The following is a 13,040-nucleotide window of genomic DNA, read 5'->3' on the forward strand; positions in this document are numbered from 1 at the left end:
ATCTTATGTTAAATTCAGTTCTTCAATATAAAGCGCATCAATCTGTGCGCTCTATTCTTCAGTTGTTGTATCTAGGATTATTACGCTTGGTTTAACATAAGCGTGATTTACCATAAAATACTTAATAATCAATTATTTAATCATAGATTATCTAACTGATTATTGCGTTACGTAAGCCGACGATTAGCCGCCGGCTAATTTAACGGTATGGCCTTTTTTCTCTAAGTGCGCTTTGATTTTCTCACGAGCGTCACCTTGAATCTCAATATCACCATCTTTAACCGCGCCACCGCAACCACAAACTTTCTTAAGTTCTGCGGCTAACAGTTTTAGCTGCACGTCATCCATATCTAAACCGGTGATAATGCTCACGCCTTTACCTTTGCGGCCTTTAGTTTGCTTTTGAATGCGTACGATGCCGTCGCCTTTGGGACGAACAACTTTTTCTTCTTCTGGTTTAATACGACCGGTTTCTGTTGAGTATACTAATGTCATGACTATTTCTTTTGTTGCTCAGCTTTCTTTTTAGCAATCAAGTAACCTTCAATGTGTTTTTGAATGGCTAACTTGCCGCCCTTAATTAGCTTTCCATTAAAAAAGCAGTACCAGGAATTCGGTTCACCGGTATCGCTTTTAATAATATAGCCAAAGAAGTTCTCTTGCACTGCCTTTCCTTGGTTTTCACGTGTGGTAGCCAGTGAGGTAAACTCTTTTGGGTCGATGATGGTTGCGGTATCACAGAACCAATCGATACTTTTTTTCAGTGCAGCGGTACTGCCTTGTAAAATTGTGTTTTTGATTCGAACTTGCCAAACATCAGTAGTCGAACCAACGGTCTTCATTTCGAAGCCTCGGTATGTCGCAACAGCCATGGTTTTAGTCTTATCTATTGGTCTTGTGATTAATAATAATTGTAAATCACTGTTAGGCAAGTATATTTATAACATTCCTGTCGTTAAGGTGCGTTTCGTTGCAAAAAACTATTCCTAAAATCACTGAGCCCAAGAAATTGAAAGATTTTACCGCTCAATTTGCTCAGTCTGTCACCTATGAACAAGTAAACGAGATTACAGCCGGCGTATATGCTCGTAGTTCGTTACTTGCGATGACAAAGGATTGGAATCTGTTTGTCGAGTTTTGCCAGCTGAAATTAGTCACACCTCTACCCGCTTCAACCACCGCAACTCGGCAATACATCGAGAAAGTAGCAAAAGAAAAGAAATACGCGACCGTAAAACGTTACGTGGTCACTATTTCACTCATGCACAGATTGTTGTCCTTGCCTGACCCAACGCAAAATCAACAAGTACAGCAAGCTTTGGCGTCGATACGCATAAATAAAAAAGGTGACCATCAGCAAACGCATTCGTTTGGGTCACAACAACTTGCTGAACTCACTACTCTGTTGAGCCGCTCAAGTTCAATGCGTGATTGGCGTAATTTGGCCATTTACCATGTGATGTATTATTCGTTGATGAAGCGGAAAGATCTTAGAGATTTGTGTTTTGCACAGTTAGATTTGGCCGGCGAAGAAATTGCTATCGAACTCGATGGTTCTCGCTATTGGCTTAATTCGGAGTCCAGTGCGATCGTTAGAAAATGGCTTTCGGTACGCGGTCAACACGGGAGGTTTGTTTTTTCATCAATCGATCGTCACGAAAATATTGGGTTTGAGCCACTAAACGATTCGTCAATCTTCAGAATTTTGCGTTCAGCCAGTGAAATGCTTAATTCGGACGTCCCATTTTCTGGTCAGTCGCTACGAGTGGGTGCAGTCGAGGAGCTTGCCAAACAAGGGATGAAGCCGAAGGATATTCAGCATGCGGGTCGTTGGTTAAGCCCTGCTATGCCTTATCAATACTTAGGTAATAAGACACAGGCAGAACTTGAAAAAATAGAGTTTTTATCAATAAAACCAATAGAGTAACGGAACGCCATTACTCTATCTGGTGTTTAGATTGATGATTTAACGCAATCGGCTAGGAATTGATGGAACTGATGGCCATTGTTTTCTAGCATTTTAGGGAACATCGAAATTGGTGTCATACCTGGGAAGGTGTTCACTTCATTTAGATAGATGTTATCTTCTGGTGTTAAGAAGAAGTCGATGCGTGATAAATGGCGTAACTTCATCTGTTTAAACACTTTTTCAGCATTGATGCGGATCGCTTCAATTTGCTCTTCAGTCAAATTTTGCGCCACAACATCAGTGGTTGAATGACTTGCTGCAGAATATTTTTCTTCGTAACTGTAGAAAGTGTTATCCGGTGCTTTTACTTCCCCCGGCAGGGTTAATACAAGCTCACCTTGATATTCATACGCCGCTACTTCTAATTCGCGTGGTTTAACGGCCTGCTCTACCAATACTTGATCAGAATAACTGAACGCATCATCAATTGCTTTTTGCAGTTCATTTAGTTCCGTTACCTTGTAACAACCAACCGATGAGCCTTGGCATGCCGCTTTAACAAATACACTGCCCCAATTTTCAAACGCTTGCTTGGTTTTCTCAAAGGCATCGGCATTGTTTTCTGATAGGAAAAGGTATGGCGTATTTGGAATGCCCAGCGCGTCATACCAAAGCTTCGACGTAATTTTGTTAAAGCTATTAGTGCTCGCCTCTGCTCGACAGCCTAGGTATGGGATCCCTGCTAGTTCTAATAGCGACTGGATGTCACCGGTTTCTCCCGGGAAACCATGAATACATGGCACCACGAAATCCACATGTAAACTTTGATCTGCAAAGTTAAGTTGGCCGGTGTTGCTATCTAACAGAGCCAATTCACCTTGATCAGTAAACCAGCCCTCTTTCTTCATTTCTATACGGGTCACTTCAAACTCAGGTGTTAGCTGGAGCTGAGATTGTAGGTAGTTTGCAGAAACTAAAGAAACGTCGTGCTCAGATGAGCCGCCGCCGCATAAAAGAAGAATGGATGTTTTGTTCATTAAAATCTTTCCGTGATACTACAGAAACTGGGATGGCTTCATCATAATAAAAACCACTCCAAGTTACACTTCTAATACCAATATAAATAAGCAGCTAATGAGAGTTAGCTGAAAGAATAGACAGTAAAAAGGGGCTTTCGCCCCTTCGTTAAATTAGTTTAGTTTGTTCAGGGTTGGATACGGAGAGTTTTTGATCGTATCGATGCTCTTAACAAATGGCTTCAATGCTCTAAATTCTGCAGGAAGCTGAGCAATAGCTTGTTTTGCATCTGCCTGTGTTGCGTAGTCACCATAAAGAACGGTGTACCATTTTGTACCGTTAACAACTTTATAGTTTTCCCAAATCGGCTGATCTGAGTTTGGTAGCATGCGAGCAAATTGATCAACTTTAGTTTGCGTACCAACAGCAACGACTTGAATGGTGTAACCAAAACGCGCGGCTTGGGAATTTTGCTGTTTGTCAGACGGTGGCACAATAGCGACTGCTGGAGTCGTTTGCGCTGGTGTTGAAACAACAACTGTATCAACAACCGTTTCAGTCACTTCTTCTGTGATCGGTTGTTCCACTTCTGCCACTTTGTAATCTTCGCGATAACTTTCTGAGCTTACGTCTGTCGTGTACTGACCAGAGACACATGCTGAAAGTAAAACGGACAAGCCAACGATAGCGATTTTTTTCATGAATTCTTCAAGCCCTAGATAGAAATTACTGTAAATCATGCCGTTAGAAAGCGGCATAATCAAGCCAACCTAGGCATTATATTACGAGACTCTGTGACTTGTAACACAAAGTGTTTATTGTCTTGGGTGATCTGCGCAAAACTCCATCAAATTTAGCCTGCAAGTCCAAATTAACTCCGTTACGATTAGGTGAACATATCGTTAGGAAGTTGATTCATGAACAGCTTTGGTCATTTGCTTAACCCTAAATCGATTGCGGTTATCGGCGCCTCTACTCATGAAATGCGTGCGGGCAACATCGTGATGAAGAACTTGCTGCAAGGTGGCTTTGAAGGCGCCATCATGCCGGTGACGCCTAAATATAAGTCGGTGTGTGGTGTCCTCGCCTATAGCACTATCGACGCATTACCTATCGTCCCTGATGTCGCCATTCTTTGTACTCATGCGAGTCGTAATATCGAGATATTCACCCAGCTTGTTGCGAAAAAAGTCAGCTCGGTGATCGTTCTTTCTTCCGACATGCATCAACTTAGTAGTACTGGGGAACCCATTCAGGATCTTTGTGCTGGTATCGCTCGTACCGTTGGTATGCGGATCTTAGGGCCAAATAGCCTTGGCTTGATGCTACCTTGGCTTAATTTTAATGCTTCATTTTCACCTGTCGCCCCTCAGCGTGGCAAGATTGCCTTTATTTCCCAGTCCGCAGCGATGTGCACCACTATCCTTGATTGGGCGAATGACAAAAATATTGGTTTCTCTGCTTTTATATCGCTCGGCAATGCCGTTGATATTGATTTTGCTGACCTACTCGACCATTTAAGTACCGATACCCATACCGAAGCGATTCTGCTTTACGTCGATTCGATAAAAGATGCCCGTCGATTTATGTCCGCAGCACGAAGTGCCTCGCGCAATCGCCGAATATTGGTGCTAAAAGGGGGACGCACAGTTGAAGGACGTAAAGCTGCTCAAGCCCATACTGGTGGCAGTGATACGCTTGATATTATTTATGACTCCGCAATTAGGCGTACCGGTATGCTGCGGGTACAAAATTCACATGAACTATTTGCCGCAGTAGAAACTCTTACCCATTCGGTTCCTTTGCGTGGTGAGCGCTTAGCGATCATTACCAATGGTGGTGGTCCTGCCATTATGGCGGTCGATACTTTATTAGAGCGTGGTGGTAAACTAGCACGACTGGATGAATATACAGTATCACAGCTAAATCGCGTTTTACCCACCAGCTGGAGCCAGAGAAACCCAATTGATATGGTTGGTGATGCCAGTCATCAACGTTATGTGGATACGCTTAATACCATCATGGATAGCGATTGTGCCGATGCCATTTTGATTATGCACAGTCCTTCAGCCATCGCCCACTCAGAGCAGACCGCTGCCGAGATTATCAAAGCGATAAAGGCCCACCCAAGAAGCCGTCGCTTCAATATCCTCACCAATTGGTCGGGTGAACTTACTGCCCGTCCAGCACGAGAGATTTTTACCCAATTTGGCATCCCAACCTATCGCACAGCGGAAAGTGCGGTGGTTGCTTTCATGCACTTGGTTGAGTACAGGCGCAACCAAAAGCAGCTAATGGAAACCCCTACCACCGCGGAACCCGTTCATATTGCCGAACTAGAAAGTGCCAAAAAATGGATTACCGAACAATTACTGGATAAAAACACAGTATCATTAGATACTCATCAAATCCGCTCATTTTTAAAGTACTTTGACTTTAATGTTCTGCCTACTTGGATTGTAAGTGATGCCAGTGAGGCGGTTCATGTTGCCGGTGAAATTGGCTACCCTGTTGCAGTTAAACTCCGTTCACCTGATATTCCCCACAAATCGGATGTACAAGGCGTGATGTTGAACTTACGTAATAGCACAGAAGTGGCAAACGCAGCGCAAGCAATTCTTGACCGTACCCAGATATCTTATCCTTCTGCTCACATACATGGCTTATTAGTACAGGGGATGGCAAAACGAGCCGGTGGCGAAGAGCTAAGGATCAAAGTTAAATATGACGAGACGTTTGGCCCTGTGATTCTATTAGGGCAAGGCGGTTCAGAATGGAATGAAGGGATTGACGCAGCCTCAGCGTTACCGCCTCTTAATATGGCACTCGCCCGTTATCTGATTGTTCGCGCGATTAAAGGTGAGAAGATTCGCCTGCAAAAATTGCCCGAGCCTATCGACATTGAAGGTTTGTCTGAAATCTTGGTGCGTATTTCACAGATGATTGTTGATTGTCCACAAGTGCATGAACTGGACATTCATCCGCTATTGGCTAATGGTAACGAATTTACCATTCTAGACGCCGATTTAACGCTTAAAGCTTACCAAGGTGATGCACAACATCGTTTGGCGATCAGGCCCTATCCTGTAGAGTTTGAACAAAGGGTACAATTAAAAGACGCCAGTTCGATTCTACTACGCCCTATTTTGCCTGAAGATGAACCCAAACATGCGGAGTTTATTCATGCCGTTTCTAAAGATGATCTGTATAAGCGTTTCTTTACCGAAGTGGGTGAATTCAATCATGAGGCACTCGCGAAGCTAACCCAGATTGATTATGACCGCGAGATGGCCTTTGTTGCAGTTGATATGAGTGGCGCGGAGCAAAAGATCATTGGTGTCAGTAGAGCCTTGATCAATCACGATAATAGTGATGCCGAATTCGCCATTTTGATCCGTTCTGATCTTAAAGGTAAAGGCCTGGGTAAGATTCTGATGAACAAGATCATCGATTACTGCCAAAATAAAGGCACCAAACGAATGTCTGGTATGACGATGCCGACTAACCGCGGCATGTTGTTGCTCGCGCAAAGCCTCGGCTTTAAAATTGATATCCAGTTTGAAGATGGCACCGCTGATATGGTGTTGGTTCTACAAAATAAGCAGGAATCCTAATGAATCGAGTATCTCGATAATTTGCCATGACGCGTTATGTTAGTGGTGATGTTGATAAATCACGGGCTCAATTATCAACGTCACCTCTCAAATTGATTGAATGTAGTGCTTTTAAAGACAGCGCTTTGCAACAAAGTTCGCTTTACGCTTATTTCATTTGCCAATGCTTTTTTAGGTACTGAATACACCAAGATTTTGCTTCACCAATTTGATGGCGTTTCCACGCCATAATTACCTCAATTTCGCGTACATCCGTTCCGCTGATCTGCTGCACTATTCCTTGCTTGATTAGTGAAGTTGCAATGCTGGTTGGCAAGGTACCGATACCTAAACCGGATTTTAATGCATCCACTTTGGCTGCAAAATTACTCACGGTAAGTCTTGGTTGTTTCTGTAGTACATTCACCGACATAGCGGGTTGTTCGCGAGCGGTATCTGCAATGGCGATCACGCGATATTTTTCACGTGCTTGATCATCAAACTCACCGACGCGCTTATGGACATAGTGATCCGTTGCTGCTACCCACATCATTTCTAACTGGCCTATCGTCTCCGCTTTTACATCAACTGGAATCGTTTCTAATTTTGGACAAACAAGAATATCAGCTCGGCCATTTGCCAGTGCTTCCCAGCAGCCAGCTAAAATTTCTTCTTGTAGACGTATTCGCGTAGAACTCACGTTGCCCAGAGCATTAACCATTGGGAAGAAATTGTCGACTGGAATAATGCCATCAAACGCTAAAGTAATATCAAGCTCCCAGCCATTCGCGAGCACGCTGGCATCGTTGACCAACTTTTCTGTTGCCGTCAATATCGTACGCCCTTGCTCTAAGATAAGCTTCCCAGCTTGAGTAAACACGGCTTTATGGCCTGAACGGTCAAAGATCATGATGTCTAGATCTTGCTCTAACTTTTGGATCTGATAACTCAAAGAAGATGGTGCTCGATCCAGTTCATTGGCAGCGGAAGCAAAGCTCCCTCTCCTGTCGATGGCATCAAGAATATGAAGCGCTTCAAGCGTAATTGGACTTTGCAAAGAGTTCCCCTTTTTATTACAACATCTGAGCAAGGTTTAAAATAATGTTAAGGCGGGAATTAATCAATCATCGAACGATAAAACTATGGGCTACATAAACAAGTCAGGGGAGTAAAAGCGTTCAGGTGGGGAGAAAATAACAATATCATGAGGTTCAGATAAAACAAAAGCCAGCAAAGGGCTGGCTTCATGATCAACTTCATTCAAAAAGTGGTTTAAAATTGGGCTGAATGAGTGATTATTTAGCGGCTGACATCTCTTTCTTAACCATAACAGCTGCTGCTACGATGAAAGCGATGATTAGACCTAACTCCATGACTTACCCCTACTGATAAAATTGGAAATTAAATGTCAGTTATTTATAACCCGTGCATTGTATCAGTTATCCAATTCGATAAAAGTCGTTAACGAAAGTTTTACTTATTTTAGCGACTCAGATCAAAATTGAAGGCAAATTGACTATTTACTTAAGTTAAATCGAATGATTGACCCCAATTAGTGTTAATAAACTCATTTATTTCATCAACACTTTTCCGCCAATCATCTTATAAGATGGGGTGCCCCTAACTAAGGTATCGCGAGCGAACTCTGTATGACATTTTGGACAAATACAGGGCGTTTGCGTGTAATCTTCAACAATGCGCTCTTTAAAGCATTTTACCAATGCTCCTTTACCACCTTTTCGATATTTAAACAGTAAACAGCGGCACTTGGCGCAAAAAATCTCAACCGTTTTTGACGGTTGCTTCTTATTGGGTTTCGCCATGGTGAGAGCCTCGCTCATTGAGCATGTTAGGTTTAATCCATACCTTGCTGAAATCAAACCACCCCAGCGCATTACACTTAGCATTTTGTAGTGAACCGCATTGATCTTTACTCACGCCCAACCAACAATGGAACATCGGAATCAACTGCATTTTATCGGCAAGGGATTTCCCAATATTTTGCGCGGGAAAAGTCGCAAACTCTTCACTACGATACTGAGTGACTACCTCAGACCACTGAGCAAAGTCTTGCTCGCGACTCAAATGCTCTATATCACTGTAGTCAAGTAACCAACCGGCGATCGCATCATCACGATTGTTGGCTATCCCCATCGGTTTTACCCAAATGTCGACTTGCTCGTTGTCAGGCATCTCCATGTCATAGGTGATCAATTCAACCTCAAGGTTATCTTGCTTCAACAGCGTCTCTAAACACTTAACTAAAGTGGGAAACATTGGGTGCTTGGCATGATAAGCAATTTTAACGGTGCGGTAGCTTGGTGGTGGAGAATAATGCGCTTGTCTTGTGTGGTGGTACCAACCCGGTTTCAATCCGTGTGCTGGCAATGCGCCTAACTCTACGATTTTATCTTGTGGCAATAGTTGGAATACGTTCAGCGAGGATAGACGCTGACTAAAGTAACGCGCCCAATCATCGGATTTAGCCAAGCCATTGTTGCGATTTAATAGCAAATAGGTACAACCAGGATCTAATTCCACCTCGTCGCTGATTGTGATTGCTTCCGGCGCACACGGTTTTGATAGACTAGGAAAGACCATCGAGGAATGCACCGCATCAATCACCCACACTTCGACGCTATCAACCAGCGGTCTAAAACCAAAATAGCCATCAAACGCCTGTATGGTTAGGCGCTTTTCGTCATTCTGAGTAATTTTGTAAGGGCCAGTACCAATTGGGAATTGATCATAATCAGCGCTGCGCTCAGAGCTTGGCAACATCACTTTCGCGCACGATTCTGCCATTAATAACGCAAAGTGGTAATCATCTTGGCTCAAGTTGATATCGACCACATTCTTTTGCTGTGAGTGAACCGTTTCAATATGAGCGAAAAGATTACGAGAACGTAGTGCCATTAAGCATTCTATGATGGCCTCGACACTTAACAAATCACCATTGTGATAACGCACAGCAGGACGAATATAGAAACGCCAATGACGTGGTGATAGCATTTCCCATGTATGTGCTAAATCTGGCACTAACTGCTCGTTTTCATCTAAGCGAGTTAAGCCACTGAAGATCTGTCGTACAATATGCAATTCTGAACGACGCATATTTTTATGAGGGTTAAGTGAGAGTAGCGGCCGGTAGTACGGCAAACGAACGACTTGTTGCCCTTCTTGCACCTGCACGCCCAAATAACTTTCGACGACCCGAGCAAGCTTAGCCGCATCTTGATCTAGTACTTTAAGCGCTTGGCCTATTTTACCTTCTTCAAGATAACGGCGTGCGAGATTCTCACTAACATCCGTACGACTACGCTTAAAGTTGAGTTGCGAGAGCTTTCCGCGGCCCGGTGAAGGACGCCATTCAATCCAACCTTCTTCTTCCATCTTATTGAGGACAATGCGTGCGTTACGTCTTGTACAACAAAGGATGTCGGTGATCTCTTCTAATTGAACGCCAAGATCAATACCATCATAGTGTTCAAAAAGGGTTTCGAACTGGACACGAAGTCGCGGGCTACTCATAAAGGGGGAAATCTCAATCAAATATTACTATTTGTCATTTTCCCCATTTAGTGAGAGTGGATCAAGCAGTTACTGGATGGCAATGCCTAATTGTGATGCAAGGTCGATTAGTTGTTGCTCATCATCGAGTTTAATTGACCATTTTGCTTCACTTGAATGTACTGCGATGACATTTGCTCCGCGTCCAATCAGTTGGACGGCATCACTTTGTGCTTGCAAGGTGATCATATGCGCACCATTCACTTTCACGACAAGCTCATGGGGCGTCGCGATAATCTTGCCATTAGAAAATTCAATTACCATTTATCTCGCCCCTATCCTGCGCTGTTTACACCAGTCTCAACATTGCCTTTGCGCTGTTGTTTGACGGCAATGGTAAGACGGCTTGTGCACACTAGGCGCCCGCGCTCATCGCTTATGTTGATTTGCCATACCTGAGTAGAAACGCCCAAGTGAATTGGCGTCGCTTTGCCGATGACTAAGCCACTCCTCATCGCACGGACATGATTTGCGTTAATATCAAGCCCAACACAATAAGCATTGTCATCAACGCAGAAGTTGGCCGCGACAGAGCCTAAAGTCTCAGCCAATACAACGGAAGCTCCGCCATGTAACATACCTAGCGGTTGATGAGTGAATGAACAAACAGGCATAGTGGCACAGATATAGTCGTCACCAACCTCGGTATAGAGGATATTTAGGTGTTCGATCAGAGTGTTTTTTGAGGTTTGATTGAGACGATCTAGATTGATCTCTCGTTTCCAAATGGTCATAGTAAATCCATCCATAACGGTTACGTCTATTCTAACCGGATGTTATGATGAATATATAACTGTATTTACATGGAATGTCATATGTCGTGGTTTAAGTTCTCCGCTTTAGCTTTAGCCGCTGGGTTAACGGCGTGCAGCTCGTCACCTACTGGACGAAATCAATTGATCTTGTTTTCTGATACCGACATGAGCCATCTCGGCGCTCAGTCATTTGAGCAGATGAAACAGCAACAAAAAGTCAGCAAAGACGCTAAAGTGAATCGCTATGTCGAATGTGTTGCAAATGCGGTCACCAAACACGTGCCAAAACAGCCTGGCTTCGATAAGTGGGAAGTGGTGGTTTTTGATAGTGACCAAGTTAATGCGTTTGCCCTACCCGGCGGTAAAATTGGGGTCTATACCGGCCTGCTAAATGTCGCTGAGAATCAAGACCAACTTGCTACTGTTATTGGTCATGAAATTGCCCATGTATTGGCTGATCACAGCAATGAACGTCTATCGCAATCTCAGTTAGCCAACACTGGGCTACAGATCACTGCAGTCGCGCTTGGCTCTTCGGAATACGCTCAATATCGTGATGCGACAATGGCGGCGTTAGGGCTTGGTTTGCAGTATGGCGTAATATTGCCTTATGGTCGCACCCAAGAGTCAGAAGCGGATATTGTCGGTTTGGATTTGATGGCTAAAGCGGGATTTGATCCTGCCCAAAGTATCGATTTATGGCATAACATGGCAAAAGCATCCAACGGTCAACAACCTCCTGAACTGCTGTCGACCCACCCTTCGCACAGTACTCGAATTCACGATTTACAGCAGACCATGGCGAAGTTACCAAACTATCAGACAGCAAAACCAAACTGTTCTTAGCTTTGTTTTGGCGCTTTGTCATCGCATTAGAGACAATAAAGGGAGCTATTTAGCTCCCTTTTCTAATATGTTGCCATTAGCCGTTTTAGTAACTTAAACAATCATTATGTCGGCAGTGTTATGTGCCAAGCAGCTGCAGCGGTAGTTGCAACAAGGCATCACCACTTTGAGCAAAGTACCAAATAATCGCCACTAGACCTGCAACAAGCGCGACATACCATAAACCAGCAACGATTTGGCCATAACGGTCGAGCGGCAGTAGATGGCTATGGTGGCGGTAACGCCATTCCATAATGATTTCAAGTGTCCCCATGATCAGCAAGAAACCGAGTAAGCTCAAACCCAGTGTATAGCTAAGGAACACCCCGCCAATCGCCGCGGCTGTACACAAAATCATGCCCGTTAGACTGTTCATTGAAAAACTGATGCTTTTCAAAATATGACCGCCATCCAGTGGTAAAATGGGTAGCAAGTTAAACAGGTTTAAGAAGGCGTTAAAGGCGGCTAGACCGGCAAAGAACATCTCGCCAGTCACCCAATAAACCACCAATAGAATCAGCGAAAGCACAAAACCAAACATCGGCCCCATTATGGAGATAACCACATCTTGCCAACGGGTGTTAATTTTCTCATCCGTTAGCGCAAGTCCCCCCAAGAATGGCACAAGATAGATGCCTTTGGTTTTCATACCAAAGTACTTCATCGCTTTAACATGGCCATATTCGTGCACGACCAAACAAGCAATTAGCGCCATGGCAAATTGAAAAGAAAACAACCATGAATACGCAGCTAAGCTTGCGGAAGCGAGCACCACTTTAATCAGCTTGGCACTCTTGAGCATTTTCATACCAAGCGACACTAGACCAATCAGGCTAAAACGTTTTTCTGGTTTTGGTGCGACAACTGGGCTCTGTTGTTCGATATCCTTAGTATTACGCTCGCCTTGGCTAATGAGCTGTTGATTTACTTTAACTTGATAGTGAAAGGAAAACGGCTGCCAAGTCAGATTCGCGTCCAATTCACAATTTAGGACTTCATCGCCCTTTTGTAATACGAACGCGTGTTTAGTTTGTTCTTGTCGATCTGCATCGGCCGTGAGTTGTGAGACGATTTGATTATCCCAATACAGTTCTTGCCATCCAGCCATGCTGCCCTCAAGTCTTAGAGGACGGCCCAGGAATTCAATAGAGAGTAATTCCAATTTTTAACCTATTAATTTGCTATATAAACCTAACCGATTATGCCGCTAGGCACTAACAAGGTAAAGTAAAGGTGCAGTAATGTTACGTGGTCACGCCAATTAAGTTATTGAAGGGCATTTGAATGTTACCAATTTAACAACAAACTTCC

13 protein-coding genes are annotated in these 13,040 nt (G+C 43.8%); 3 read left to right on the top strand and 10 right to left on the bottom strand.

Translation table 11 applies throughout. The features are described from left to right. Positions 1–183: 183 nt before the first annotated feature. Both yciH and RH88_RS10200 read right to left on the bottom strand, forming a co-directional pair. Entirely contained in the window at positions 184–495 is a 312-nt protein-coding gene (gene yciH / locus RH88_RS10195) for a stress response translation initiation inhibitor YciH (RefSeq protein WP_005595571.1), read from the bottom strand. 2 nt (positions 496–497) lie between these two features. Next, the gene (locus RH88_RS10200; protein ID WP_005595572.1) at positions 498–872 is read right to left on the bottom strand and encodes a DUF3319 domain-containing protein; all 375 of its coding nucleotides are present in this window, start codon (positions 870–872) and stop codon (positions 498–500) included. A gap of 98 nt (positions 873–970) precedes the next feature. Between RH88_RS10200 and RH88_RS10205 the strand changes: the two genes are divergently transcribed. Next, positions 971–1,927: a tyrosine-type recombinase/integrase gene (locus RH88_RS10205; RefSeq protein ID WP_005595573.1), complete on the top strand. Its 957-nt coding sequence runs from the start codon at positions 971–973 to the stop codon at positions 1,925–1,927. 26 nt (positions 1,928–1,953) lie between these two features. On the opposite strand, the gene RH88_RS10210 is transcribed toward RH88_RS10205, so the two are convergent. Together RH88_RS10210 and RH88_RS10215 are read right to left on the bottom strand one after the other, a co-directional pair. After that, positions 1,954–2,946 carry a D-alanine--D-alanine ligase gene (locus tag RH88_RS10210; protein WP_005595574.1) on the bottom strand — a complete coding sequence of 331 codons (993 nt, stop codon included), beginning with the start codon at positions 2,944–2,946 and terminating at the stop codon, positions 1,954–1,956. 153 nt (positions 2,947–3,099) lie between these two features. Beyond that, positions 3,100–3,627, bottom strand: a complete 528-nt coding sequence (locus RH88_RS10215) for an SPOR domain-containing protein (RefSeq protein ID WP_038219021.1) — start codon at positions 3,625–3,627, stop codon at positions 3,100–3,102. A 216-nt stretch (positions 3,628–3,843) separates the two neighbouring features. On the opposite strand from RH88_RS10215, the gene RH88_RS10220 reads away from it, so the two are divergent. Then, complete coding sequence (locus RH88_RS10220; protein ID WP_005595578.1) at positions 3,844–6,540, top strand: bifunctional acetate--CoA ligase family protein/GNAT family N-acetyltransferase; 2,697 nt, start codon at positions 3,844–3,846, stop codon at positions 6,538–6,540. 148 nt (positions 6,541–6,688) lie between these two features. Here RH88_RS10220 and RH88_RS10225 read toward each other — a convergent pair whose 3' ends face one another. From RH88_RS10225 to RH88_RS10245, 5 genes are all read right to left on the bottom strand, one after another. Beyond that, positions 6,689–7,576 carry a LysR family transcriptional regulator gene (locus RH88_RS10225; protein WP_005595579.1) on the bottom strand — a complete coding sequence of 296 codons (888 nt, stop codon included), beginning with the start codon at positions 7,574–7,576 and terminating at the stop codon, positions 6,689–6,691. Between the two features lie 514 nt (positions 7,577–8,090). Beyond that, the gene (locus tag RH88_RS10230) at positions 8,091–8,342 is read right to left on the bottom strand and encodes a hypothetical protein (RefSeq protein ID WP_005595581.1); all 252 of its coding nucleotides are present in this window, start codon (positions 8,340–8,342) and stop codon (positions 8,091–8,093) included. Then, on the bottom strand, positions 8,326–10,050 hold the full coding sequence (locus RH88_RS10235; protein ID WP_005595582.1) for an SgrR family transcriptional regulator: 1,725 nt from the start codon (positions 10,048–10,050) through the stop codon (positions 8,326–8,328). The genes RH88_RS10230 and RH88_RS10235 overlap by 17 nt, the downstream gene beginning before the upstream one ends. 69 nt (positions 10,051–10,119) lie before the next feature. Then, entirely contained in the window at positions 10,120–10,353 is a 234-nt protein-coding gene (locus RH88_RS10240) for a DUF3389 domain-containing protein (protein WP_005595583.1), read from the bottom strand. Positions 10,354–10,364: 11 nt separating this feature from the next. Then, positions 10,365–10,823 carry a hotdog fold thioesterase gene (locus tag RH88_RS10245; RefSeq protein ID WP_005595585.1) on the bottom strand — a complete coding sequence of 153 codons (459 nt, stop codon included), beginning with the start codon at positions 10,821–10,823 and terminating at the stop codon, positions 10,365–10,367. Positions 10,824–10,904: 81 nt separating this feature from the next. Between RH88_RS10245 and RH88_RS10250 the strand changes: the two genes are divergently transcribed. Then, the gene (locus tag RH88_RS10250) at positions 10,905–11,690 is read left to right on the top strand and encodes a M48 family metallopeptidase (RefSeq protein ID WP_005595587.1); all 786 of its coding nucleotides are present in this window, start codon (positions 10,905–10,907) and stop codon (positions 11,688–11,690) included. A gap of 118 nt (positions 11,691–11,808) precedes the next feature. Here RH88_RS10250 and RH88_RS10255 read toward each other — a convergent pair whose 3' ends face one another. Beyond that, entirely contained in the window at positions 11,809–12,891 is a 1,083-nt protein-coding gene (locus tag RH88_RS10255; protein WP_040757923.1) for a site-2 protease family protein, read from the bottom strand. Between the last annotated feature and the right edge of the window lie 149 nt (positions 12,892–13,040).

This window comes from Vibrio scophthalmi LMG 19158 (assembly GCF_000222585.1).
GTDB lineage: Bacteria > Pseudomonadota > Gammaproteobacteria > Enterobacterales > Vibrionaceae > Vibrio > Vibrio scophthalmi.

Coding starts and splice junctions, on each gene's coding strand:
- RH88_RS10245 (WP_005595585.1), bottom strand. CDS start 10,823: ATGACCATTTGGAAACGAGAGATCAATCTAGATCGTCTCAATCAAACC.
- RH88_RS10235 (WP_005595582.1), bottom strand. CDS start 10,050: ATGAGTAGCCCGCGACTTCGTGTCCAGTTCGAAACCCTTTTTGAACAC.
- RH88_RS10215 (WP_038219021.1), bottom strand. CDS start 3,627: ATGAAAAAAATCGCTATCGTTGGCTTGTCCGTTTTACTTTCAGCATGT.
- RH88_RS10230 (WP_005595581.1), bottom strand. CDS start 8,342: ATGGCGAAACCCAATAAGAAGCAACCGTCAAAAACGGTTGAGATTTTT.
- yciH (WP_005595571.1), bottom strand. CDS start 495: ATGACATTAGTATACTCAACAGAAACCGGTCGTATTAAACCAGAAGAA.
- RH88_RS10220 (WP_005595578.1), top strand. CDS start 3,844: ATGAACAGCTTTGGTCATTTGCTTAACCCTAAATCGATTGCGGTTATC.
- RH88_RS10250 (WP_005595587.1), top strand. CDS start 10,905: ATGTCGTGGTTTAAGTTCTCCGCTTTAGCTTTAGCCGCTGGGTTAACG.
- RH88_RS10200 (WP_005595572.1), bottom strand. CDS start 872: ATGGCTGTTGCGACATACCGAGGCTTCGAAATGAAGACCGTTGGTTCG.
- RH88_RS10240 (WP_005595583.1), bottom strand. CDS start 10,353: ATGGTAATTGAATTTTCTAATGGCAAGATTATCGCGACGCCCCATGAG.
- RH88_RS10210 (WP_005595574.1), bottom strand. CDS start 2,946: ATGAACAAAACATCCATTCTTCTTTTATGCGGCGGCGGCTCATCTGAG.